Below are 22,767 nucleotides of genomic sequence, written 5' to 3' on the forward strand. Positions count from 1 at the left end.
GCAGCTTCACATTGCAGTCGGATACGCCGCTGTAGTTCCCGGCGGAGCGCGCGTTCTCACGGGCAACCACAATGGAAAGGCAGTCAGCGCAACCGGGCTTTGCCGAGGGTTCAGGCGGCAGCTCAGTAAAACAAAGTCCTCTGGAGATCAGCTCTCCAGGTTCCGAGGTCTTCTCTTCGCTCTCCATGAATTCATCCTCGCACCCCGACCGGCCCTTGCGTAGCGCTATTTACGTTGACACATAAAGCCGCCTGCGGCTTCCTCAAGGAACGCCGAAGCCTCATCACCGGCGAGAGCATGCGACCAGAAGAGATCGAACAAATTGAGGTGCTGGGATATATCTCTGGGGTCACGCAAAACGACTTCCCCGGAGAACAATTCGACGGTCACGAGGCGGTTGTCGTAGACGACAAAGATGTTCATAGGGGTGCCAGGAACCCGCGCCCCCTGCGGGACTATCCCAATCTCGACGTTGGGTTTCCGGTTGACCTCGGCCATATGCGCGCACTGCGCCGCCATGGCCTCGGCACTGGCACGCTGCCACCTGACAGCTTGCTCGGTCAGCAGGAACCAGAACGAGCGCGACGTGTCGTCCAAAATGGCCTGACGGTCCATGCGGGCCTGTACAGCCCGCACAACATCCCTGGCCGGGTCGCCAGCGACCATGGGTGACAGCGTCTCGACGGCGTACTCACGGACGTGCAACAGGCCAGTAGGGATTGCCGGCAAGAAGTGCCGCATCACTCGCGATGACGACTCAAGCGCCTTCAGCTCGGCCTGCTTGTGGTAGAGGCCAACGCGCGCATAGGCGCGCCAAGATGCATAGTCAACATTGGCTCGGCGTGCCAGCCGAAGAAGCTCGTCGGCAACCTCATCGGGCACAGCAAGTGCCTTGAGGATGCGCTCAACATCGATAACCGTAGGCAGAGCGCGGCCGGTTTCGATGCGGCTGATCTTCGTTTGGCTCATGTTGCAGCGCAGCGCCAGGCGTTCGCCGCTGAGACCGGAAGCACGGCGGAGACCCCGAAGGACCTCCGCCAAATCCTTCCGTTCCCGTGCTTGTGTCTCAGGTTCGATAGGCACTGAACGGTACGGCACTCTCTAGTGCGAGATCCCGCCACGCGAGATACTTGCCGATGTCCGGGTCTTGGATCAGTTCCCGATTGATCTGGGTACCGTCAGGACGGTAGTTGAGATGAACCACGGTCGTCTCATCAAACAGCCAGAAGTCTTGCTCCGGAAGTCCGGGATTCGGCCCATCGGTCAAATCAACTATTTGGTAGTCCTCTCCGGCAGCGACATTCCCAGGGATGCACCACTCGAACAGGTACCGGTTGTAGGGCGTGAGCGGTCGACGCACGATCTTCGCTCGGGTCATCGTCCGCCCGGCCGCCGCGTGGTCCCGAATCGTCTGGTGCCACGGCGCGTTGAAGCCCTCCGGCATAGAGGCTCCGGCAAGGAAGTCGCGGACCGTCTCAGCCTCGGCAGGCATGGTGTAGGTCTGGTGGCCTTCCAGCCGGAACGCGGAGCGCTTGAAGTCGCGGAAGTACACCTGCCACTCGTCGCCGTCCAGCAGTACGGGGCTAGAGCCATCCACGGCCACGGGCGGCCTCCTTCAGGATGCCTTCCGGGATCAGCACGACCGACTCACCCTCCGGCGTCGGATGGGCCACGTCGTAACCCTGGATGGCCAACATTCCCGGCTCCGGCGTGGCGTACACGGTCGGGCAGTCGCCGTTCCCGCACTTGTCGTCCTCGCCGCTCCTGCACGGCCCGCCAGCAATCATCCGCAGTTCGTCCACTGAGACCCCCTCCGGTCTGTGTGGTCAGCAAGCTACGGACGGTCATACGCCCGCTACAAGAGCGGCCCGCAGTCTAGTCACGTAGTCGCATAGAACTGTGGGTTCGAGTCACGGGCAGATGGGATCTGATCAGCGCTTACGAGAGGTTGGTCACGTGGCCGACGCATGACCGACAGCGGCCTCGAACGGGCAACAACGCAACACATCGATTCTCGGCGAGCGCTGGGATCAGACCGAGTACTTCTCGTGGGAGATCGCGCGCTGCCATACGTCCTCGAAGGCGTCAACGCAGAGCTTCACTCGCACTGGATCGTCCGTGTACTCCCGACCATCCTCGTCTAACTGCCCCTCGCCGGTGAAGTGGTGGAAGAGCGCCTGCGCGCCGTCGAAAACCCAGAAATCCGTACCGGGCAACGCGAGATCGGTCGTCTCCCGCCTCGGCAGCCATCGGACCAGTTCACCCGCTGCGATGTTGGTGAACGTGCCGTCGTACTCGTACCGCACGTAGTCACTGATCGGCTCGGAAACGATGCGGACACGCCGGACCACGACGCCGCGGACAACCGCGTCGCGCACCGCGTCATGCCAGCCGCCCCACCACGAGGAGCGGTCAGCGGGGTCAAGTCGCTTGCCCTGCTGCCACGCGATGAACTCGGGGTCATCCAGCATGTAGCTGTCACGCAACTCAAGGTGGACCGCCGAGTGTTGGGCCTTCGCCAGGGCGTTACGCGCTGGTGGTTGCACGTGCCGTCTCTCCGTTGCCGTGGTCCGGGTGGGGAATGTACTGCAGCATGACCGCCGGGAGCCGACTGTCGAGTGGGGTTGCACCAGCGTGCACGAGCATCGGCCCAGCGGCTCGCCGGGGCAAGAGAGGCGCGTACGGCGCACGGGAGCACGGCGACCGGAACCGCTCACTGAGGCTCGGCTTTGAAGTGACGTATCAGAGCCAGCAAGCCCCTGGGAGCCAGCGCGAGTACATCGCCGGGGGCGTCGCTCTCGCGGAGGAGGAGGTGGGCTTCGGCGCGGGCGAGTTCGACGCAGTCCTCTCCATCCACTCCCGAGAAGGACGACTTCTGCCAGCGGATCGCATGCGTGGACAACCTGGTCATAGCTCTCTCTCGATGTCGCAAATGAGCCGAAGGGACTCCTCCGTACCGAGCGCGGCCCCGTCGGCGACCTCAAGCTGCGCGCGGTACTTCTTGAGTGCGGCGTCGGCGTACAGGCTCCGTCCGCCCAGAGCGCTGTCGACGCGAACCGTGTCCAACTCCGTTAGTGGGCCGCCTGCGTAGGACACAGGCTGAGTCGCCTCGATGAAGCCCTCGTAGGCGAAGGGGATGACGCGCACCGTCACGGCCGGCCGCTCGGAGGCTTCTCGCAAGTGTCGCAGCTGCGCCTGCGTGACCTTGCGGCCGCCGAACCGCATCCGCAACGCCGCCTCGTGAATGAACGCCTCGAATGGCGGCGGGTCGTCACGGTCGAGGATCTGGCTTCGCTTCATCCGGAACTCCACCCGCACATCGACCACAGCTGCCGGGAGCGGTGGGATGCGGCCGTCGTGGATGGCCCGTACGTAGTCCTCGGTCTGCAAGATCCCCGGGATCGTCACCGTTTGCAAGGAGCGGAGGTACGACGCCCCGTGCTCAAGTTCGGCGACGTCGAGGAAGCCTGGGGCGAGGTCACTGCGGTAGTCCTCCCACCACCCCTTGCTCCGTTCCTCGGCCATCACGCACAGCGCATCGACCAGTCGAGCGTTCGAGGCCTCGTAGTGAACGGCCAACTGCCTCACACGCGAGGCGCTGACACCCCAGCGGCCTGCCTCGATATGGCTGATCTGGGCCTGGTTGCCGCCGAGCAGGGCGCCGGCCTCCGTGGTGGTCAGCCCTGCCGCCTCACGCAACTTGCGCAGCTCCGCGCCCAACCGCACCTGGCGCGCGGTGGGATTGCTCCTGGGAGGCATCGTTTCCCTTCCTGACTCATGGTCACAGTCTGCCGCTCAGTCTTCCGACGGGTCCACCCACACGAGTGGAATTCGCGTCGCAGGTATGCGACGTCACATACCTGTGCCCTACCGTCTTCCCCATGCCGTACCGCACACCAGTAAGACCGCAGTGCAGCCGGGCCAGTTGGCACGGCCGAGCCATGGCGGTGTGCAGCACGGAGCCCCGTACCCCCAAGACAACGACGGAGCCCCCACATGGACCCCATTCCGCCCACCCCACACCCCCCACAGATCTACCGCCTCCGCACCCCCAACTCCCCCACCAGCCCCAAGGTCTGCCGAGACACGATCGCCCTCCTCCTCCAGGCCACGGGTCACCGTGAACTCGCCGACATCGCCCGCTTGTTGGTGTCGGAGGTCGTGACGAACGTCGGCGCGCACACCGCGTCCCTCGTCGTGCGCATGGAAGCAGTCGTCCGGCACGATCGCGTACGGGTCTCGGTGTACGACGAGACCGCCGATGCCACGCCTCGTCTGATCGGCCCCGACACGCAGGCGGAAAGCGGGCGGGGCTTAGTCCTGCTCTCCGGGCTCGCCCACGACTGGGGCGTGGCCCGCAGCGACGGATTTCTGGCCGCAGGAAAGCGCGTCTGGTTCGAGCTCCGAGATGATCCCGGCGGCGGCTAGCGTGCGCACCATGCTGCTCGAACCCCTCACCCCGGAAGGCGGCGCCCTGCAGGGCGAGTTGCTCGCCGAGCTCACCGCCCTCCACGCCTCCCACCGCGACTTCCATGCCCTGAGCGGAGACTTCCCCGACCCCGACGACATCCGCCCGGAGCAGGTCTCGGCCGTGCTCGCCGCGGAGTTGGCGGATCCGGACGTGGAGGTGCTCCTCGGCCGGAGTGGCAGAAAGCTCGTCGGGGTCGTGATCACGCTCGCACGGCATCCCGACCCGGACGATCCCGATCCGTGGATCGGGTTCCTCATGGTGGTGGCGGGCGAGCGACGCAAGGGATACGGGCGGGAGTTGGTGGCGAGCGTCGAGGGGCGGTTCCGAGGCGCGGGGCGGGACGCCCTGCGCCTCGCCGTACTCGACAGCAACCCCGAGGGCCTCGCCTTCTGGACCTCGCTCGGGTACGAGGTCATCGGGCGGCGCAAGGACCGCCGACTCGGGCGCCCCTGCGCCGTGTTGCGGAAGGCGCTGCGCACCCCGCGCGCGGCGGCACGCGTCGCCGTCCTCGATCCCGACGGATCCGTCTTCCTCTTCCGGTACGACAACGAAGAGGTGGGCGTCCACTGGGCCATGCCCGGCGGAGGCCTCGAACCCGGGGAGAGTCCGCGCGACGGCGCCCTGCGGGAGCTGCGCGAGGAAACCGGCTGGACCGACCTCACGCCCGGACTCCTGCTGTGCACCTGGGAGCACGACTTCACCCGGGCCGGAGTTCCGGTGCGCCAGTACGAGCACATCTATGTGGCGCGCGGACCCCGTCGTGAGCCGGCCGGCGACCATCTCGCCGCCGCGCACAACGAGGACGGAATCCTCGGCTGGCGCTGGTGGAGCCCGCAGGAACTCGCCACGTCGACCGAGGCCCACTGGCCGCCCCACCTCTCGCAATTGCTGGCAGAGTTGGGCAACGCCGGGCCGTCCGCATAGCGGATTCCGCCACACGGCTTTCGGATACGAATACGTAAAGAGTTGACCGCACCCTGTCAAACGCAGGGCGTCAAGTGTCACCCTCTCCTCGCACTTCCCCTCAGGCTCCACCCTCACACCCCATAGCTGTGAGTCCCCTGTGGCCCCATCGTGGCCTGTCTGAAGGAGTTCGAGTGAGACTGCTCTCCCGCGCCGCGCACACCCCGCGCAAGACCGCACTCCGTGCCACCGCCCTCGCCGCGTCCGCCGCGATGGTCGTACTCGCCGTGCAGAACGGGTCGGCCACCGCCGCCCCGGAGAAGAGCAGCGGGGCGACTGCCCTCCCGCTGAGCGTTTCCGAGCGCGCAGCCGCCATCAAGTCGGCACAGTCGGGCGCCGCTTCGACCGCCGGGAAGCTCGGCCTCGGCGCCCAGGAGAAACTCGTCGTCCGCGATGTCGTCAAGGACGCCAACGGCACCGTCCACACCCGCTACGAGCGGACGTACGACGGACTGCCCGTCCTCGGCGGCGACCTGGTCACGCACGTGACGAGGAGCGGCCACCTCAAAGGCGTCGACAAGGCGACCAGGGCCCGGATATCCGTCGTGTCCACCGAGGCCGCCGTATCCGCGTCCGCCGCGAAGAAGTCGGCGCTCAAGGCCGCCGGAACCGAGAAGGCCACCTCCACCACCCGCAAGGTCGTCTGGGCCGTCCCCGCCAAGCCCGTCCTCGCCTACGAGTCCGTCGTCAAGGGTCTGCGGCACGACGGCACGCCCAGCGAACTGCACGTCATCACCGACGCCGCCACCGGCAAGAAGCTGTACAGCTACGAGGCGATCGACACCGGCACAGGCGCCGCCGAGTACAGCGGCACCGTCGCCCTCGGCACCACCGCCTCCTCGTCCGGCGGCTACGACCTGATCGACGGCGGCCGCGGCGGCCACAAGACGTACGACCTGAACGGCGGTACGTCCGGCACGGGCACCCTCCTCCACGACGCGGACGACAGCTGGGGCGACGGCACACCCGCCAACCGGCAGACCGCGGCCGTCGACGCCGCCTACGGTGCCGCCGTGACGTGGGACTTCTACAAGTCCGCGTTCAATCGCAACGGCATCGCCGGTGACGGCAAGGCCGCCTACTCCCGCGTCCACTACGGCAACGCCTACGTCAACGCCTTCTGGTCCGGCAGCTGCTTCTGCATGACGTACGGCGACGGGTCCGGCAACACGCACCCGCTCACCTCGCTCGACGTGGCCGGGCACGAGATGAGCCACGGCCTGACCGCCGCCACGGCCGGGCTGAAGTACACCCGCGAGTCCGGCGGTCTGAACGAGGCGACGTCCGACATCTTCGGCACCTCGGTCGAGTTCTTCGCGAACAACTCCTCCGACGTCGGCGACTACCTCATCGGCGAGAAGATCGACATCAATGGCGACGGCACCCCGCTGCGCTACATGGACAAGCCCAGTAAGGACGGCGGCTCCGCCGACTACTGGTCCCGCACGGTCGGCCACCTCGACGTGCACTACTCCTCGGGCGTCGCCAACCACTTCTTCTACCTGCTCAGCGAGGGCAGCGGAGCGAAGACCATCAACGGGGTCAATTACAACTCCCCGACCTACAACGGCTCCACGGTCACCGGCATCGGCCGCACCAAGGCTTACCAGATCTGGTACAAGGCCCTGACCACGTACTTCACGTCCTCGACGGACTACGCCGCCGCACGCGTCGGCACCCTCAAGGCGGCAGCCGACCTGTACGGCACGAGCAGCCCCGAGTACGCGGCGGTGGCCTCGGCCTGGACCGCGGTCAACGTGAACTAGCGGCCGGAGACGGGCAGTCGGGCCACCCCGTCCCTCATGCGTGGTCCGGCTTGCCCTCCCCGTACAGCCAGTCCTTCCAGATCTCGCTGAAATCCTTGTCCGGCGCCTTCTCCTCGACGTACGCCGTGAAGTCTTCGGTGTTCGCGTTGCCGTGGCGGTGGGTGGCGGCCCAGCCCTGGATGATGTCGTAGAACGTGTCGTCGCCGACGGTCTGCCGGATCTTGTGAAGGACCATCGCGCCGCGGTCGTAGACGGGGCTGTCGGAGATGTTCGCGGGTCCGGAGGGCTTGGCGGGCGGGAAGGCCCAGACCTCGTCGCTTTCCTCCGGGTTGTCGTAGTAGTCGCCCTTGTAGAGCGCGTGGAAGATCTCGTCGGCCGTGTCGCCGCCGTGGTCCTCCTGCCACAGCCACGCCGCGTAGGTGGCGAAGCCCTCGTTGAGCCACATGTCCCGCCAGGACTTGGGGGAGACGGAATCGCCGTACCACTGGTGGGCCAGTTCGTGGACGAGCAGCTCGGTCCCGGGGGCGCCCGGGAACACGGGGCGGGTCTGGGTCTCCAGGGCGTAGTCCGCGTCTTCCGGGCGGTCGACGATCGCGCCCGTCGAGGAGAAGGGATACGGACCGAAGTTGTACTCCGCCCACTCCATGATCTCGGGGATACGCGCGAGCACCTTCTCGCTCGGCTCGACCTGCGTCGGGTCGACGGCGACGTACACGGGCAGGCCGTCCTTCGTCGTCGAGCGCGTGATCCTGAACGGGCCGATCGCGACCGTGGCGAGATAGCTCGCCATCGGCTCGGCAGTGTGCCAGGCGAAGGTCGTACGGCCGTTCTTGGTCGTCTTGCTCTTCAACTCACCGTTGGAGACGGCCTGCAGGACCTCCGGAACCGTGATCCGGATGTCGTACGACGCCTTGTCGGAGGGATGGTGGTTGCCGGGGAACCACGCCATCGAGCCGGTGGGCTCGCCGAGGGCGAGGGAGCCGTCGGCCGTGCGCAGCCAGCCCTCCTGCGAGCCGTCCGCGTCGGTGATCGTCTCGGGGTCACCCGAGTAACGGACCGTCGCACGGAACGTCTCCCCCTTGTCGAGGTCGTCGTGCGGGCGCACGGTCAGCTCCTGTCCTGCGCGATTCCAGCGGGCGACCTTTCCCTCGACGGTGACGCCGTCGACGTCCAGCCCCTTGAGGTCGAGGTTGAACGCAGTGAGGTCCTGGGTGGCCCTGGCCGTGATCTCCGCCGTGCCGACGAGATGCCGCGCCTTGGGATCGTAGGAGAGCGTCAGTCCGTAGTGGGTGACGTCATAGCCGAGGTTGCCCATCTTCGGGAAGTACGGGTCGCGGACACCGGACGCGCCGGGCTTTCCCTGCACTCCGCCTCCACTGCACCCGGCGAGGGCGACGACGAGCGCCAGGGCAAAGGGGACGGCGACGGAAGATCGGTGCACATGCGTCATCCTATGGGGGCTGCCGCCCTCCGGCGCCCTGGCACCGACGCCCCGTGGCCGACGGAGCCGCCCGGTCGGCCGTGACACCATCACTTACGTGCTCGACATCGGCTACGCCCTCTCCAACCGCTTCCCCGACCCCCCGCAGACCGACTACCGCCGCGCGGACGTCCACGCACTGCGGCACGACCTGTTCTGCGGAGACGTCTACCTCGCCGACACCAAGGCGGACCGGGAGCTGTCCACAGCCTGGGGATGGGTGCCGGTGCTCGACTTCGCGTGGGCGCTGTGCGACATCGTGGAGCAGGTCGACCAGGACCCGCGCGGCAGCCGGGCCTCCCGGCCGCAGCACGCGGAGCTGGACTTCACCGAGTCGACCGACCGCATGCTCTTCGAGCGCCGCTTCGGGTGGGTGGACATCGAAGCCGACTGGATGCCGGGCGAGGAGGAACCGCTGACCTTCTCCCACTCCGAACTCCGCCGCGAGGCCCGCGACTTCCTGCACGACCTGATCGCCGACCTCACCGACCTGCACGACGACCTCGCCGAGAACCCGGCGATCTGGACCCTCCAGGCCCGCTTCCCCCGGGTGAGCTGACCGCGCCCCCACGCCGTCGGCCCGGTCCGGTCCGCAAGAAAACACCCGGGCTGCAGGAACTTGGCCTCCGTCTGCGCGAAGAACCCGCCGACGAGCCGCCGGAAGTCGGCCTCGCGGTCTCCTCGACGGCGCACGGCCGCCGCACGGACCGCACACCACGAGGTTCACGCTACGACCAGCGCACCGGCCCCGGCTTCTTCGATCCGGACCGATCGGTCCGAGAGCTCCCGCAGTGCCGCTCACCCCGGACCGATCAGCGCGGTCGATCGCCCCGGCCCGAACAGCGCGGTCGATCACCCCCGGCCGCTCAGTCCTGGTCGACCCCCACCACCCGCACCCCCATCTCCGCCGCCAGCACCGGCGCCAGATCCATCAGCTGGACCGGGCTGATCACTGCCCCCGCCAGCCGGTCCACCCCCCGCGCGATGTCGAGCTCCGCCGCCGCGCGCAGGTCCACGTCCGTGAGGGTCGCCGACGTGAGGTCCGCGCCCTTGAGGACGCAGTCCACGAACTCCACGCGCTCCAGCCGGGCGCCCCCGAAGTCCGGCTCGACCAGCACGCAGCCCTCGAAGACGACGTCCTTGAGGTGGGCCTTGCGCAGGTTCAGGTAGTCGATCTTGCCGCCGCGGATCAGGACGCGCTCCAGTACGGACCCGTGCAGCTGCACTCCACCGAGGCGGGCGTCGATCAATTCGACGTCGCGCAGGGTCGACTCGGCGAGATCGGTGCCCACGCCCCGTATGCCCGTCAGGACCGAGTCCAGCACGCGCGCGTGATGCAGCGACGTCTCGTCCAGCGCGCAGCCCCTCAGCGCGCAGTCCATGAAGCGGGCGCCCCCGCCGTCCTGCCCGACGAAGTCCAGCTCCTGGAACTCCAGACCGTCGTAATCCCCGTCCGGCTCCAACTCCGCGCCGCCGTACGGCTCCAGCGCCGGCAGCCGCACCTCGGGCCGCCGTGCCGCCTTCACCCCGGTCCCGGACGCCTTCGCACCCGAACCGCTGCTCCCACCCGCCGCTCGCCTCGCCATGCCCCCATACTGCATGCCGCCACTGACAATCCTCCTGACCTGCGAAGTCGCCGCTCATGTCACATTCCGGGGCCCTCGACCAGTCGTATCAGCAAGACGCCCCACAGCAGGGAGAGGCCAACCATGCAGCACATCACCGTCATCGGCGGCGGTTTCGCCGGACTCACCGCAGCCATCACCGCCGCCGAGGCCGGTGCCAGGGTCACCGTGTACGAGGCGCACCACACGCTCGGCGGCCGGGCCCGCACCGCCGAGGGGCCGTACCGGACGAACGAAGGCCCGCACGCCCTCTACAGCGGCGGCCCGCACTGGACCTGGCTCAAGCAGCGGGACCTGATCGGGCCGCTCGCCCCGATCCCACCCCTGGAAGCCGCCCGGCTGCGGCTGCACCACAAGGGCGCCCTGCGCCGCACCCCGCCCTTCGCGATGCTCAAGCTGCTGCGCCGTTCCTCCCAACAGGCGCCGGTGGACGTCGACTTCATGACGTGGGCGACCGAACAGGCCGGAGAGGAAGGAGCGCGGGCCGCCGCGCACTACTCCGCCGTCGCCCTCTTCCACCACGACCCCGGTTCGCTCTCCGCCGCGTTCGTGCAGGAACGGCTGCGCCGGGCCACCAAGCTGCCCCCGGAGGCGCACTACCCGCGGGGCGGATGGGCGAGTGTCATCGACCGGATGGCCGCCCGGGCATGGAATCTCGGCGTGCGCATGGAGACCCTGGCCCGTATCGACACCGTGCCCGTGGGTCAGGGGCCGGTCGTCGTCGCCACCTCCCTCGCCTCCGCCCGCCACCTCCTCAAGGACGACTCGCTGACCTGGCACAGCGGGCGGACCGCGCTGGTCGACCTGGCCGTGCGCACCCGCCGCGGCGACGCGTTCGCCGTCTCCGACCTGGACGCACCCGGCTGGATCGAACGGTTCACCGCCCAGGACCGCACCCTCGCCCCGGCCGGGGAGCAGCTCATCCAGGGCCAGATCCCGATCGCCCCGCACGAGTCCGGGCGGGACGGCATCGCCCGCGCCGAGCACCTGCTCGATCTCGCCTTCGAGGGCTGGCGCGAGCGCGTCGTCCGGCGACGGGAGGCCGTCGCAGGCGGCCGTACCGGCGCGGTCGACCTGCCCGGCACGAGCTGGCGGGACCGGCCGTCCATCGACCGGGGCGACGGCGTCTACCTGGCGGGAGACCAGGTCGCCGCCCCAGGGGTCCTCTCGGAGGTCTCCTTCAACAGCGCCCTCGAAGCCGTCGCGCTGGCCTTCAGGATCCGGGAACGCCTTGACCTCAAGCATGCTTGAGGTCAAACGCTGGGTTTCTCCGAATGATTGGGGAATCCACCATGCACGCCATCCGCCTGCACGCCTTCGGCCCGGCCGAGAACCTCCTCCACGAGAAGGCCGAGGACCCCGAGCCGGGCCCCGGCCAGGTCCGTATCGCCGTGGCCGCGGCGGGCGTCCACCTCCTGGACACGGCCCTGCGCGAAGGCATGCGGGGCCCGGCCCCCGAGCCCACTCCACTGCCGACGATCCCCGGCCGCGAGGTCGCCGGAACCGTCGAGTCCCTCGGCGAGGGCGTCGCCGGTCTCTGGCTCGGCAAGCGCGTCGTCGCCCACCTCGGCTTCGCGCCCGGGGGCTACGCCGAGCTGGCCGTGACCGATGTCGACCGCGTCCACGAGATCCCCGCGAACCTCGACTTCGCCCAGGCCGTCGCCATGATCGGAACAGGTCGTACGGCCATGGGGATCCTGCAGTTCGCCGAGCTCGGCCCCGATTCCGTGGCGGTCGTGCCCGCCGCCGCGGGTGGCATCGGCACCCTCCTCGTGCAGTACGCGAAGCACGCGGGCGCCACCGTGATCGGCCTGGCGGGCGGCCCGGAGAAGGTGGCCCGAGTGCGCAAGAACGGCGCCGACCTGGCCGTCGACCACAAGGACCCCACCTGGCCGGAGGAGGTCCGCTCCCAGCTGGGCCCACGCACGGCGACGGTCGTCTTCGACGGTGTCGGCGGCGAGGTCGCCCGCGCCGCCGTCGGCCTCCTCGGGCCCGGCGGCAAGCACATCGTCTTCGGCTGGTCCGGCGAGGGCATCCAGGGCGGGGAGCCGCTGGTCGTCGAGGGCGTGACGGAGCAGGTGCTCGGCCCGGTGATGCTGCGGAAGGCGGGCGGCCCCAACGCCGTACGAACCCTGGAACTGCGCGCCCTCGCCGAGGCGGCCGCCGGTCGCCTCGCTCCCGCCGTGACGCGCTTCCCGCTCGCCGAGGCGGCCGCCGCCCACCGGGCGCTGGAAACCCGGGGCACGATCGGAAAGGTGGTGCTGGAGCCATGAGCGAAGGTCATGCGACAAGAGATGCGATACATACCGATTCATGGTCTTCTGGCCGAGTGAGCGTCACCCGAACAGGTGAACCCAAGGCTCCCGCAGGCGTCGACCCCCACCGCTGGTGGGGCCTGGTGATCATCGCCCTCGCACAGCTGATGGTCGTCCTGGACGCGACGATCGTGAACATCGCGCTCCCCTCCGCGCAGCACGACCTGGGCATCTCCGACGGCAACCGGCAGTGGGTCATCACGGCGTACACGCTCGCCTTCGGTGGTCTTCTCCTGCTCGGCGGCCGGATCGCCGACCTCGTCGGCCGCAAGCGCACCTTCGTCTTCGGGCTCGTCGGGTTCGCCGTCGCCTCCGCGATCGGCGGCGCGGCCACCGGACCCGGCATGCTCTTCGGCGCCCGCGCGCTCCAGGGCGCCTTCGCCGCCGTACTGGCCCCCTCCGCGCTGTCGCTGCTCACCACCGGCTTCACCGACCCGAAGGAGCGCGGAAAGGCCTTCGGCGTCTACGGCGCCCTCGCGGGCAGCGGTTCCGCGATCGGCCTCATCGCGGGCGGGCTGCTGACCGAGTACCTGAACTGGCGCTGGTGCCTGTACGTCAACATCCCCATCGCGATCACCGCCGTCTTCGGCGCGTTCACGCTGCTGCGCGACCGCCCGGGCAACAAGGGCGCCCGGCTCGACCTACCCGGCGTGGTGCTGGGCTGCGGCGGCCTGGTCGCGCTCGTCTACGGCTTCAGCGAGGCGGAGCCGCGCGGCTGGACGGACCCGCTGGTGCTGTCCCTGTTCGCGGTCGGCGTCGCCCTGCTGACCGCCTTCGTCCTGTGGCAGACGAAGGCCCCGAGCCCCCTGCTCCCCCTGCACATCGTCAAGGACCGCAACCGCGCCGGCTGCTTCCTGACCATGGCCCTCGCCGTCATCGGGCTGTTCGGCATGTTCCTGTTCCTGACCTACTACCTGCAGGTCGTCCTCGGCTACTCGCCCGTGAAGACCGGCCTGGCCTTCCTGCCTCTGACGGCCGCGATCATCGTCGGTTCCACCCAGATCTCGGCCCGGCTGCTGCAGCACGTGGCGCCGCGCATGCTGATGGTCCCCGGCATGATCCTCGCGGCCGGCAGCATGCTGATCTTCACCCGGCTGACGGTCGACTCCGACTACGCGGGCCGGCTGCTGCCCGGCCTGATCCTGATGGGCCTCGGCATGGGCCTGACCTTCATGCCGGTCTTCGCCACCGCCACCGCCGGGGTCGCCCCGCAGGACTCCGGAGTGACGTCGGCGACGGTCAACACCTCCCAGCAGGTGGGCGGTTCGATCGGTACGGCCCTGCTGAACACCATCGCCACCACCAGCGGCGCGGCGTACATCGCCGCCCATCTCCACGACCCCGCCCAGCAGGCCCTGGTCACCAGGGAGGGCATCGTGCACGGCTACACCGTCGCCATCTGGTGGGCCGTCGGAATCATGCTCCTGGCCGCCCTGGTCGCGGGCCTGATGGTCACGGCGAAGCCCCCGAAGCGCGCGCCCGCGGGGGCGCGCGTGCCCCAGTCGGTGGCCTGAACCGGCCGTGTGCACGGCAGCGGGGCGAGATCCGGTCCGGTCCCGCCCCGCTGCCGTACGCGTCAGGGGATCAGCGCAGTCGCCGTACGTCGATCGACCGGATCCCGCGCCCGTGCGTGGCCGCGTACAGCCGCCCGTCGGGTCCGGTGCGCAGCTGGAGCACGGCCGTCGTGGGCAGGTTGTCCCCGGCGACCTTCCAGCCGGAGGACCGGGAGGTCCGCACCAGCACGCCGAGGTCCGTGCCGACCGCGACGACGCCGCCCTTCAGCAGGGCCACCGAGTTGGCGGGCACGTCCGGCAGGTTCCCGGAGACGTCCTTCCAGGTCACCCCGCCGTCCTTTGTCTCGAACAGATGCCCGACGCCTGCGCCCGGACCCTCGGTCCACTTGCGCGAGAAGCCGTTGACGGCGAGCAGCACGTGGTCGGAGTCGCCCGGGTCGATGGCGAGGGCGGACAGGTAGCGGTTGGGGACCGTCCCGTCGACCGGGAGGGTCAGCTGGTGCCAGCCCGTGCCGTCGGCGTTGCCCACCGCGATGCCCCGGGTGAAGCCCGCGTTGTTGCAGGGGCCGCACCAGGCGGCGTACACCTTGCCGCCGGAGGAGGCGACGGCGGTGGCCGTGTGGCCCTCCCCGAGGTCGTAGGCGCCGAACCACTCACCGCCGCTGCGGATCGCGTACCCGTGGGTGTTGATCCAGACGTGGCGGCCGCCCGCGACCCAGGTGTTCTTGTCCTTGATGTCGGCGTTCAGCGGGGCGATGAAGCGGGCCTCACCGGTGGCGTTGTCGGGCGGGGCCACCGAGTACGAGGTCGCCTTCGACGGGTCGGTGAGCCAACTCCCGTCGTTCACCGCGCAGTTGTTGGTGACCGAAACCGCCAGGTAGACGTACTCCGCGGCGATGTTGCACCCGTTGTCCGGGTCGGCGATCGTGTCGCCGCCGTCACCGCCGAAGTCGGAGCCCATCACGCGGTCGCCGGGACGCAGGATCGACTGCCCGTTGTCCTGCAGGCCGCCGGTGACGGCGACGCCGCGGGAGTCGGCCCCCACGCCCACCGAGTAGTACTGCAGCGCGTCCATCGTGCCGTCGTTCAGGGACTTCCAGTCGGTGGCGTGCCCCGAGGCGTCGGCGCTTCCCTGCACGGGCCGCTTGTAGACGCCGCCGTCGTCGCCCACGACCACGTAGGGCGCGCCCCCGTCGCTTCCGATCGCGACCGAGTGCTGGTCGGGATGGGTGGTAGCCGGGCAGTCGCCGCTCTGCTTCGCCGGGTCGATGGACCAGCAGGCGAAGCCGAAGTTCCAGTACGGCCCGGGCACGCTCCAGCTCGCCCCGCCGTCCTTGGTCTCGAAGACCTCCTCAAGGCCCGCGTACACATGGCCGGGGTCCTTCGGGTCGACCTGGAGGAACTGGTCGTACCAGGCCTGGATCCCGGGCTGGTATCCGTCACCGGTGAGCGCGGAGCCCGAGTCACGCAGCTGCTTGTAATCGGCAATTCTCTTCCAAGGCCCGGTCGGAGAACCGGACTTGGAGACGAATATGCCCGCCAGCCCGCTGTCCGGATTCTCCGCCATCATCTTCGGCGACTGATCGATCGCGTAGTACCGCGACCCGTCCGCACTCCGCGCGAAGGTCACATTGCCGACGTCATCGCTGCTGGTGGGCAGCTCACCGAGCCCGGTCGCCCGCTCCCAGCCCCGACGTCCCTTCGTATAGAACCCGTTGTACGTGTCGCCGCTGCGCCAGCCCACAGCGAGCACGACCTTGCTCGGATCCTTCGGGTCGATCGCGATGTCACTCGCTATGTTCTTGTACGCGGCCGACGGATCGGACGCCTTCGAACCCCCCGGCAGATAGTCCGGGTTGGGCGCGAACTCCAGCTTCCAGGCGCCCTTCAGGGACTTGGTGGAGTGGCTCCACACCCCGCGCGTGGTCGCGGCCCACACCTTGCCGCCGCCGAACCGCAGCGCGTTGATGGACGTGGACTCCAGTTCGTCCCCGCCGACCCGGTCACGCGGGCTGAAGCTGCCCTTGCGCGGATCGCGAAGGACGTACACACCCGTCCCGAGAAAAGCGGTCGCGCTGGTGTTGGCCTCGCCGGTCGCGTACCAGAGACGGCCGCGCGGATCGAGCTGCAGATCGCCGGTGGACAGGGCGGGCAGCCGGTCGGAGATGTTCTTCCAGTGGCCGCCCCCACGGCTCGACCGGAAGACACCGCCGTTGGCGGCACCCGCGTACACATACCCGTGGCTGTCGGCCGCGAGCCCGGTCACGCGTCCGGTGACCCGGCCCGCGCCGCCGCTGGAGTTGGAGTTGATGTCGCGGTAGCGCGCGTCGTCGGAGTCGTACGGCAGGCGGGTCGCATCGCTCCAACTGCCGCCCGTGTGCGGCAGATCGGAGAGCTCGTCGTACGCGGCCCCGTACGCGCCCGGCGCCACGATCCCCGGCGAGGTACGCGCCTCCGCGTACTGGTCGGCCTGCTCGGCGATGTTCCCCGACTCGTCCTCGTCCTCGTCCCCCGGGTCCTCCGCGAAAGCCGACAGGCCCTTCTGCTGGTTCAGAAGGGCCTGTCGCTGTAGCGCTCGCACACCGAAGGGGTCGGCGTCACCGCCCGACGCCGCCTGGGCCTGCGTAACCGTCAGGCCCAGAGCGGCGCTCGCGGCGAGAACCGCCCACACCCGTCTCCTTCTTCGGAAGCCGTTGGCTGCCATGAAAGTGTCCTCCCCTGAGGAAGCCGTGGCGTACATGACACAAGCTGCCAAACAGCTTTGAGGGGAAGGGAGTTATGGGAGAGCTGTGGGACGGCAATCAGAGAGCAAAGTTTCCTCAGTGCCGCCCGGCCACCCGGTCCGCCACTTGAGCCAGGCGCGACGACTGGGCGCTGTGCGTGGTCAGTTCGCGGCGGTCGGCCGTGCGGTAGGTGGCGTACATGCCGTGGACGCCGATCCAACGAAAGGGCTCCGGCTCCCACTTGCGGACCTTGTGGTCGACCCACGGAAGCCCGGTCAGGTCGGTCGCGCCCGCCTGCCCCGAATCCTGCTGGACGAGGTCCCGCAGCGTGCGCGCGGCGAGGTTGGTGGTGGTGACGCCCGAGCCGACGTAACCGCCCGCCCAGCCGAGGCCCGTCGCGCGGTCCAGGGTCACCGTGGCGCACCAGTCGCGCGGGACGCCGAGGACACCCGACCAGGCGTGCGCCACCCGCACGCCCGCCAGGGACGGGAAGAAGCGGACGAGGATCTCGTGCAACGCCTCGATGGTCGCCTGCTGCGTACGGCCGTCGTTGTCGGTGCGCGAACCGAAGCGGTACGGGACGCCGCGGCCGCCGAGCGCGATCCGGTCGTCGGCGGTGCGCTGCGCGTACATGTACGCGTGCGCCATGTCGCCGAGCGTCTCGCGGCCCTCCCAGCCGATCGACTCCCACTGCTCCGCCGACAGGGGTTCCGTCGCGATCATGGACGAGTTCATGGGCAGCCAGGTGCGCTTCTGCCCCTTCAGGGCGGCCGTGAAGCCCTCCGTGCAGCGCAGCACGTACGGCGCGCGGACCGTGCCGTACGGCGTGACCGCGTGCTTCGGGCGGATCTCCGTGACCGGCGTCTGCTCGTGGATGGTGACGCCGAGCGCCTCGACGGCCGCCGCGAGCCCCTTGACCAGCTTCACCGGGTGCAGCCGCGCCCCGTGCGGCGTCCAGGTCGAGCCCACCGCGTCCGCGACCCGGATCCGCTCGGCGGTCTCCAGGGCCCCGTACAGCTCGCGGTCCTTCTCGCCGTACGACAGCTCGTGCGCGTGGAAGGCCTTGAGCCGGGCCAACTGGGCGGGCGTGTACGCCACTTCGAGGACGCCGCCCTGATGGATATCGGCCTCGATGCCCTCCTCGGCGGCGACCCGGACGACCTCGTCCACCGTCTCGTTCATCGCCTGCTGAAGGCGCACGGCCGCCTCGTGACCGTGCAGCTTCGCGTACCGGTCGCGGCCCGCGATGCCGTTGTAGAGCCAGCCGCCGTTGCGCCCCGAGGCGCCGTAGCCGCAGAACTTCTGCTCCAGGACGGTGATGCGGAGGAAGGGGGCCGCCTTCTTCAGGTAGTACGCGGTCCATAGTCCCGTGTAGCCGCCGCCGACGATGACGACGTCGGCGGACGCGTCGCCGGGCAGCGGCTCCCGCGTCTCGGGGAGGCCGTCGTCCGCGTACCAGAAGGAGATGCCGCCGTTCACGACATTGCTTGCCGAGCTGCTCATGGCCGGGACGTTAACCCCTCGGAGCAGCCACTGTCTCCTTCGGATTCCGTGCTTTTCCGCGGCCCCTGACCAGCGGACAGCAGGCCAGACCGATCAGCACCGCGATGAAATGTCCGAGATCGGTGAAGGTGCGACCGGTCACGAGCGGCACCCCGTACACGGCGAGGACGACCATCAGATACGGATACCGCCATGGCGAGGCGATCCGGTACGTGAGCACCGCGATCACCCCCGCAAGCGCGTAACTCACCCCGATGTCGAGCGTGTTGACCGCCGAGAGCGGCGCCACCCCGTGCCGGATGGCCAGCAACAGCGCCCCCTCACTGATGAGCGAGGCCGGCACGTGCGCGGCCACGCACACCAGCAGCCAGCGCGCGGTGCCCAGCCAGCGCTCCGCCGGGGCGTGGAAGACGGTGTACAGGACGGCGTACGGCAGCCAGTGTCCGCCGTCGATCCACATGGCGCTGGCGATCAGCACCCGCACCGGGGTGTTCGACAGTTCGTGGATGTTGGTCGAGCGCTGCCGCAGGAACTGCTGCTCGAACTCCGGCGACATCTGGTGCACGGCCACCGTGGTGACGAAGAGGATCCCCAGCCAGACGTAGGTACCGGGGGCGCCGCACACATACCTCCACACCCTGTGGAGGACCCGGTCAATTCGCATGAGCCGATTCACGCACGCCAGTAGGGTCCCATAGGTGATCGACGTTCCGGATGAGTTGGCCGCCTCTCAGCTCAAATACAACGGAGAGGCCGGTCGCGCGTTCATCGCCGCGCTCCCGCGGCGGGCAGCGGACTTCCTCGGCCGCTGGGAGCTGCGCCCCGACGGCCCCTCCCTGCACGGTGTGACGGCCCTGGTCCTCCCCGTGCGCCGCCCCGACAGAACTCCGGCCGTCCTCAAGCTCCAGCTCCTCGACGAGGAGAGCGAGGGTGAGCCGGTCGCCCTGCGCATCTGGGACGGCGACGGAGCGGTACGGCTCCTCGAACACGACGCGGCCACCGGCACCATGCTCCTGGAACGCCTCGACCCGGCCCGCATGCTGTCGCACGAGCCCGACAGCCGCGAGGCCGTCCTGGTCGTCGCCCGCCTGCTGGCCCACCTCACCTCCCTGCCGGCACCGCCGGGCATGCGGCGGCTCGGCGACATCGCGCGGGCGATGCTGGAGCAGCTGCCGCAGGCGCTGGAGCGGATTGCGGACCCGGACGCCCGCCGTCTCCTCGCCGACTGCGCGGCCGCCGTACGCGAGGTCGTCGCCGAACCCGGCGACCGCCTCCTGCACTGGGACCTCCACTACGAGAACGTCCTCGCCTGCGAACGCGCCCCGTGGCTCGCCATCGACCCGAAGCCGCTGGCCGGCGACCCCGGCTTCGACCTGTGCCCCGCCCTCCACAACCGCTTCGACGCGGACGAGATCCTCTGGCGCTTCGACGCCATGACGGACGTGATGGGACTGGACCGGCAACGGGCCCGGGCCTGGACCCTCGCCCGCGTCCTGCAGAACGCCCTCTGGGATATCGAGGACGGCCGCCCCCTGGAGGCCGAACAGCTGGAGATCGCCCGCCGACTCCGCAGGCCCTAGCCTCGCCGCATGATTCGTACCGCGACCCCCGCCGACATCCCCGTCATCCACGCCCTGGTCCGTGAACTGGCCGAGTACGAGAAGGCCCTGGAGGAGGCGAGGGCGACACCGGAGCAGCTGCGCGAGGCACTCTTCGGCGAGCGCCCGGCGGCGTACGCGCACATCGCGGTGGACGACACGACGGGCGAGCCGGTCGGCTTCGCCCTGTGGTTCCTGAACTTCTCGACGTGGCGCGGTGTCCACGGCATCTACCTGGAAGACCTGTACGTACGCCCCGGGGCCCGCGGAGCCGGCCACGGCAGGGCGCTGCTGACGGAGCTGGCGCGGATCTGCGTGGAGCGCGGATACCAGCGCCTGGAGTGGTCCGTCCTGAACTGGAACCGCCCGTCCATCGACTTCTACGAGTCGCTGGGCGCCCGTCCGCAGGACGAGTGGACGGTGTACCGGCTGACGGACAACGCACTGCGGGCGCTGGGTGACGCGCGCCGGCCGGGTTCGTGAGCTGCCGGAGCCCCGGGTGTTTTCGAGCTGCCGGAGCCCCGGTCCTCTTGAGCTGTTGGAGCCCCCTGTCGGATTCGAACCGACGACCTTCGCTTTACAAGAGCGGCGCTCTGACCAGCTGAGCTAAGGAGGCCTGCACGCGTGCGTGCCTGGCGTGCACGCATGCACGCCCGTGCAGTGTACCCAGGTCCCAGCCGCGTCCTGTCGAAAATTTCCGCGAAGTTCACAGGGCCGCAGGTACTGACAGACCGAGTGAACGCCAGGTACCGTCCTGACCCAGTTCACCCTTGTGGACTACACCACCACCTTTACAACGGATCGTCCGGCACGTTCCTGCCGGTGAAGGGGGCCCATCACCATGGCCACTGTCTCGTTCAACAAGGCGACCCGCATCTACCCGGGTGGCGACAAGCCCGCCGTCGACCAGCTTGAGCTCGACGTCGCGGACGGCGAGTTCCTCGTCCTCGTCGGTCCCTCCGGCTGCGGAAAGTCCACCTCCCTGCGCATGCTCGCGGGTCTCGAGGACGTCAACGCCGGCTCGATCCACATCGGTGACCGCGACGTCACGCACCTGCCGCCCAAGGACCGGGACATCGCCATGGTGTTCCAGAACTACGCGCTCTACCCGCACATGACGGTCGCCGACAACATGGGCTTCGCGCTCAAGATCGCCGGTGTCCCGAAGGCCGACATCCGCCAGAAGGTCGAGGACGCGGCGAAGATCCTCGACCTCACCGAGTACCTCGGCCGCAAGCCGAAGGCGCTCTCCGGCGGTCAGCGTCAGCGTGTCGCCATGGGCCGCGCCATCGTGCGTGAGCCTCAGGTCTTCCTCATGGACGAGCCGCTGTCGAACCTCGACGCCAAGCTCCGCGTCTCCACCCGTACGCAGATCGCCTCGCTGCAGCGCCGCCTCGGCATCACCACCGTGTACGTCACCCACGACCAGGTCGAGGCCATGACCATGGGCGACCGCGTGGCGGTGCTCAAGGACGGTCTGCTCCAGCAGGTCGACTCGCCGCGCAACATGTACGACCGCCCGGCCAACCTCTTCGTCGCCGGCTTCATCGGCTCCCCGGCCATGAACCTGGTCGAGGTCCCGATCACCGACGGCGGCGTGAAGTTCGGCAACAGCGTCGTCCCGGTCAACCGTGAGGCGCTCAAGGCCGCCGCCGACAAGGGCGACCGCACGGTCACCGTCGGTGTCCGCCCGGAGCACTTCGACATCGTCGAGCACAACGGCGAGGCCGCCAAGTCCCTCTCCAAGGACGCCGAGGACGCTCCGGCCGGCCTCGCCGTCTCGGTGAACGTCGTCGAGGAGCTCGGCGCCGACGGCTACGTCTACGGCAGCGCCAAGGTCGGCGACGACCTCAAGGACCTCGTCGTCCGCGTCAGCGGCCGCGCGGTCCCGGAGAAGGGCGCCACGCTGCACGTCGTGCCGCGTCCGGGCGAGACCCACGTGTTCTCCACCTCGACGGGCGAGCGCCTCTCCGACTGACGCGCCTGACGCGACGGGGCGGCATCAACACCCCGAGGTCGCTCCCACACCCCGTAGGGGTGGAATTCACCCAAGTTGACGAAGAGGGCCCCGCAGCCTGCTGCGGGGCCCTCTTCGTTGTCGACAAATACCCCGGCAGACCGGGCATTTCGATACGTGTGCGTCAACGCACTACCCAAAAACCGCCGCTTCCTTATCCCCCGAACCGGTGACTAAATGTCGCCAAATCATCACCCCGCGCTACCCTCACTCGCGTGAAGCACTCCACCACTAACCAACGGACCCGGCGTGGCCGTGGCCCCGCCCGCCGGATCGGCCGCACCCTCGCCCTCGTTCTGCCTGTCGTCCTGGTGCTCTCCGGGACCCTCGCGGTCACCCGAGTCAACTGGTCGGGGAATCCCTCGAACTCGGTGCTCACCGCGTCCTCCGAAGATGTCTCCACGCGAGCCGTCAACCGCGCCCCGCAGGAGGTCCTGCGGGACAAGCTGCTGCTGGAGCTCCAGGAGAAGGACCCGGGCATCGCGCTCACCCACCTTCAGGAGGCGGTGAACGAGCGCCCGTCGCTCGCGAAGCACTGCGTCGCCATCGCCCGCGCCCTGGGCCGCGCCGCGGTCCGCGCCTACGGCCCGACGCGCGCCCAGTCCTTCGCCCGCCCCGTCTGCGACACGTCCTTCGCCTCGGGGGTCGCGGCCACACACTTCTGACCCTCGCACTTCCGGGCCGCTTACCTCCGACCGCCGTGAAAGGGCGGATTCGGGACCCTCTGGTAACGGCTGATTAAGCAACGGTTGCCGCCAGAAGGCGCGAGCAGGGCGCGACGTACAGTTCGGT

At 69.1% G+C, this 22,767-nt stretch carries 22 protein-coding genes and 1 tRNA gene; 11 read left to right on the forward strand and 12 right to left on the reverse strand.

Going from position 1 to position 22,767, the window contains the following annotated elements; genetic code table 11:
- Nucleotides 1-225 precede the first annotated feature (225 nt).
- The 6 genes from OG390_RS23495 to OG390_RS23520 all read right to left on the reverse strand — a co-directional run bounded on the left by OG390_RS23495 (nucleotide 226) and on the right by OG390_RS23520 (nucleotide 3,759).
- A complete protein-coding gene (locus tag OG390_RS23495; protein WP_406170781.1) occupies nucleotides 226-1,041 on the reverse strand; it encodes a helix-turn-helix domain-containing protein in 816 nt (271 codons plus the stop codon).
- 25 nt (nucleotides 1,042-1,066) lie between these two features.
- Nucleotides 1,067-1,603 carry a DUF6879 family protein gene (locus OG390_RS23500; RefSeq protein ID WP_406170783.1) on the reverse strand — a complete coding sequence of 179 codons (537 nt, stop codon included), beginning with the start codon at nucleotides 1,601-1,603 and terminating at the stop codon, nucleotides 1,067-1,069.
- A complete protein-coding gene (locus tag OG390_RS23505) occupies nucleotides 1,584-1,802 on the reverse strand; it encodes a hypothetical protein (RefSeq protein ID WP_406170785.1) in 219 nt (72 codons plus the stop codon). Before OG390_RS23505 ends, OG390_RS23500 begins: the two co-directional genes overlap by 20 nt.
- 228 nt (nucleotides 1,803-2,030) lie before the next feature.
- The gene (locus tag OG390_RS23510; RefSeq protein ID WP_406170787.1) at nucleotides 2,031-2,546 is read right to left on the reverse strand and encodes a DUF6879 family protein; all 516 of its coding nucleotides are present in this window, start codon (nucleotides 2,544-2,546) and stop codon (nucleotides 2,031-2,033) included.
- A gap of 167 nt (nucleotides 2,547-2,713) precedes the next feature.
- The gene (locus OG390_RS23515) at nucleotides 2,714-2,911 is read right to left on the reverse strand and encodes a DUF397 domain-containing protein (protein ID WP_406170789.1); all 198 of its coding nucleotides are present in this window, start codon (nucleotides 2,909-2,911) and stop codon (nucleotides 2,714-2,716) included.
- Entirely contained in the window at nucleotides 2,908-3,759 is an 852-nt protein-coding gene (locus OG390_RS23520) for a helix-turn-helix domain-containing protein (protein ID WP_406170791.1), read from the reverse strand. Before OG390_RS23520 ends, OG390_RS23515 begins: the two co-directional genes overlap by 4 nt.
- Before the next feature lie 237 nt (nucleotides 3,760-3,996).
- On the opposite strand from OG390_RS23520, the gene OG390_RS23525 reads away from it, so the two are divergent.
- The 3 genes from OG390_RS23525 to OG390_RS23535 all read left to right on the forward strand — a co-directional run bounded on the left by OG390_RS23525 (nucleotide 3,997) and on the right by OG390_RS23535 (nucleotide 7,200).
- Nucleotides 3,997-4,428, forward strand: a complete 432-nt coding sequence (locus OG390_RS23525; RefSeq protein ID WP_406170793.1) for an ATP-binding protein — start codon at nucleotides 3,997-3,999, stop codon at nucleotides 4,426-4,428.
- A 10-nt stretch (nucleotides 4,429-4,438) separates the two neighbouring features.
- The gene (locus OG390_RS23530) at nucleotides 4,439-5,395 is read left to right on the forward strand and encodes a GNAT family N-acetyltransferase (RefSeq protein WP_406170795.1); all 957 of its coding nucleotides are present in this window, start codon (nucleotides 4,439-4,441) and stop codon (nucleotides 5,393-5,395) included.
- Nucleotides 5,396-5,646: 251 nt separating this feature from the next.
- Entirely contained in the window at nucleotides 5,647-7,200 is a 1,554-nt protein-coding gene (locus tag OG390_RS23535) for a M4 family metallopeptidase (protein ID WP_406177819.1), read from the forward strand.
- A 34-nt stretch (nucleotides 7,201-7,234) separates the two neighbouring features.
- Here the strand turns inward: OG390_RS23535 and OG390_RS23540 are convergent, their stop codons facing one another.
- Nucleotides 7,235-8,641, reverse strand: coding sequence for a M1 family metallopeptidase (locus OG390_RS23540; protein WP_406170796.1), 1,407 nt, complete (start codon nucleotides 8,639-8,641; stop codon nucleotides 7,235-7,237).
- A gap of 97 nt (nucleotides 8,642-8,738) precedes the next feature.
- On the opposite strand from OG390_RS23540, the gene OG390_RS23545 reads away from it, so the two are divergent.
- Nucleotides 8,739-9,239 (forward strand): hypothetical protein, encoded by a 501-nt coding sequence (locus OG390_RS23545; RefSeq protein WP_399085947.1) that lies wholly within the window; start codon nucleotides 8,739-8,741, stop codon nucleotides 9,237-9,239.
- 307 nt (nucleotides 9,240-9,546) lie between these two features.
- Here the strand turns inward: OG390_RS23545 and OG390_RS23550 are convergent, their stop codons facing one another.
- Complete coding sequence (locus tag OG390_RS23550; RefSeq protein ID WP_406170799.1) at nucleotides 9,547-10,266, reverse strand: pentapeptide repeat-containing protein; 720 nt, start codon at nucleotides 10,264-10,266, stop codon at nucleotides 9,547-9,549.
- 123 nt (nucleotides 10,267-10,389) lie between these two features.
- On the opposite strand from OG390_RS23550, the gene OG390_RS23555 reads away from it, so the two are divergent.
- From OG390_RS23555 to OG390_RS23565, 3 genes are read left to right on the forward strand one after another with little or no spacing between them, the layout of a single operon-like run.
- A complete protein-coding gene (locus tag OG390_RS23555) occupies nucleotides 10,390-11,556 on the forward strand; it encodes an FAD-dependent oxidoreductase (protein ID WP_406170801.1) in 1,167 nt (388 codons plus the stop codon).
- Between the two features lie 41 nt (nucleotides 11,557-11,597).
- A complete protein-coding gene (locus tag OG390_RS23560; protein WP_406170803.1) occupies nucleotides 11,598-12,578 on the forward strand; it encodes a zinc-binding dehydrogenase in 981 nt (326 codons plus the stop codon).
- 56 nt (nucleotides 12,579-12,634) lie between these two features.
- Nucleotides 12,635-14,134 (forward strand): MFS transporter, encoded by a 1,500-nt coding sequence (locus OG390_RS23565; protein WP_406170805.1) that lies wholly within the window; start codon nucleotides 12,635-12,637, stop codon nucleotides 14,132-14,134.
- Between the two features lie 70 nt (nucleotides 14,135-14,204).
- On the opposite strand, the gene OG390_RS23570 is transcribed toward OG390_RS23565, so the two are convergent.
- From OG390_RS23570 to OG390_RS23580, 3 genes are all read right to left on the reverse strand, one after another.
- Complete coding sequence (locus tag OG390_RS23570) at nucleotides 14,205-16,838, reverse strand: glycosyl hydrolase (protein ID WP_406170807.1); 2,634 nt, start codon at nucleotides 16,836-16,838, stop codon at nucleotides 14,205-14,207.
- A 115-nt stretch (nucleotides 16,839-16,953) separates the two neighbouring features.
- Nucleotides 16,954-18,360 (reverse strand): NAD(P)/FAD-dependent oxidoreductase, encoded by a 1,407-nt coding sequence (locus tag OG390_RS23575; protein ID WP_406170809.1) that lies wholly within the window; start codon nucleotides 18,358-18,360, stop codon nucleotides 16,954-16,956.
- Nucleotides 18,361-18,370: 10 nt separating this feature from the next.
- Nucleotides 18,371-19,024 carry a rhomboid-like protein gene (locus OG390_RS23580; RefSeq protein ID WP_406170810.1) on the reverse strand — a complete coding sequence of 218 codons (654 nt, stop codon included), beginning with the start codon at nucleotides 19,022-19,024 and terminating at the stop codon, nucleotides 18,371-18,373.
- Nucleotides 19,025-19,058: 34 nt separating this feature from the next.
- Here OG390_RS23580 and OG390_RS23585 point away from each other — a divergent pair, with 34 nt between their 5' ends.
- Both OG390_RS23585 and OG390_RS23590 read left to right on the forward strand, forming a co-directional pair.
- On the forward strand, nucleotides 19,059-19,940 hold the full coding sequence (locus OG390_RS23585; protein ID WP_406170812.1) for an aminoglycoside phosphotransferase family protein: 882 nt from the start codon (nucleotides 19,059-19,061) through the stop codon (nucleotides 19,938-19,940).
- 9 nt (nucleotides 19,941-19,949) lie between these two features.
- Nucleotides 19,950-20,441: a GNAT family N-acetyltransferase gene (locus OG390_RS23590; RefSeq protein ID WP_406170814.1), complete on the forward strand. Its 492-nt coding sequence runs from the start codon at nucleotides 19,950-19,952 to the stop codon at nucleotides 20,439-20,441.
- A 56-nt stretch (nucleotides 20,442-20,497) separates the two neighbouring features.
- Here OG390_RS23590 and OG390_RS23595 read toward each other — a convergent pair.
- A tRNA-Thr gene (locus tag OG390_RS23595) sits at nucleotides 20,498-20,574 on the reverse strand.
- 225 nt (nucleotides 20,575-20,799) lie between these two features.
- Between OG390_RS23595 and OG390_RS23600 the strand changes: the two genes are divergently transcribed.
- Together OG390_RS23600 and OG390_RS23605 are read left to right on the forward strand one after the other, a co-directional pair.
- Nucleotides 20,800-21,936 (forward strand): ABC transporter ATP-binding protein, encoded by a 1,137-nt coding sequence (locus OG390_RS23600; protein WP_399085981.1) that lies wholly within the window; start codon nucleotides 20,800-20,802, stop codon nucleotides 21,934-21,936.
- 254 nt (nucleotides 21,937-22,190) lie between these two features.
- The gene (locus tag OG390_RS23605; RefSeq protein WP_406170816.1) at nucleotides 22,191-22,640 is read left to right on the forward strand and encodes a hypothetical protein; all 450 of its coding nucleotides are present in this window, start codon (nucleotides 22,191-22,193) and stop codon (nucleotides 22,638-22,640) included.
- Nucleotides 22,641-22,767 lie beyond the last annotated feature (127 nt).

This window comes from Streptomyces sp. NBC_00996 (genome assembly GCF_045162675.1).
GTDB lineage: Bacteria > Actinomycetota > Actinomycetes > Streptomycetales > Streptomycetaceae > Streptomyces.

Bases quoted from the DNA above. Each gene is read 5' to 3' on its own strand.
- OG390_RS23525 (WP_406170793.1), top strand. From the start codon at position 3,997: ATGGACCCCATTCCGCCCACCCCACACCCCCCACAGATCTACCGCCTC.
- OG390_RS23570 (WP_406170807.1), bottom strand. From the start codon at position 16,838: ATGGCAGCCAACGGCTTCCGAAGAAGGAGACGGGTGTGGGCGGTTCTC.
- OG390_RS23550 (WP_406170799.1), bottom strand. From the start codon at position 10,266: ATGGCGAGGCGAGCGGCGGGTGGGAGCAGCGGTTCGGGTGCGAAGGCG.
- OG390_RS23600 (WP_399085981.1), top strand. From the start codon at position 20,800: ATGGCCACTGTCTCGTTCAACAAGGCGACCCGCATCTACCCGGGTGGC.
- OG390_RS23580 (WP_406170810.1), bottom strand. From the start codon at position 19,024: ATGCGAATTGACCGGGTCCTCCACAGGGTGTGGAGGTATGTGTGCGGC.
- OG390_RS23530 (WP_406170795.1), top strand. From the start codon at position 4,439: ATGCTGCTCGAACCCCTCACCCCGGAAGGCGGCGCCCTGCAGGGCGAG.
- OG390_RS23515 (WP_406170789.1), bottom strand. From the start codon at position 2,911: ATGACCAGGTTGTCCACGCATGCGATCCGCTGGCAGAAGTCGTCCTTC.
- OG390_RS23560 (WP_406170803.1), top strand. From the start codon at position 11,598: ATGCACGCCATCCGCCTGCACGCCTTCGGCCCGGCCGAGAACCTCCTC.
- OG390_RS23575 (WP_406170809.1), bottom strand. From the start codon at position 18,360: ATGAGCAGCTCGGCAAGCAATGTCGTGAACGGCGGCATCTCCTTCTGG.
- OG390_RS23535 (WP_406177819.1), top strand. From the start codon at position 5,647: ATGGTCGTACTCGCCGTGCAGAACGGGTCGGCCACCGCCGCCCCGGAG.
- OG390_RS23555 (WP_406170801.1), top strand. From the start codon at position 10,390: ATGCAGCACATCACCGTCATCGGCGGCGGTTTCGCCGGACTCACCGCA.
- OG390_RS23520 (WP_406170791.1), bottom strand. From the start codon at position 3,759: ATGCCTCCCAGGAGCAATCCCACCGCGCGCCAGGTGCGGTTGGGCGCG.
- OG390_RS23590 (WP_406170814.1), top strand. From the start codon at position 19,950: ATGATTCGTACCGCGACCCCCGCCGACATCCCCGTCATCCACGCCCTG.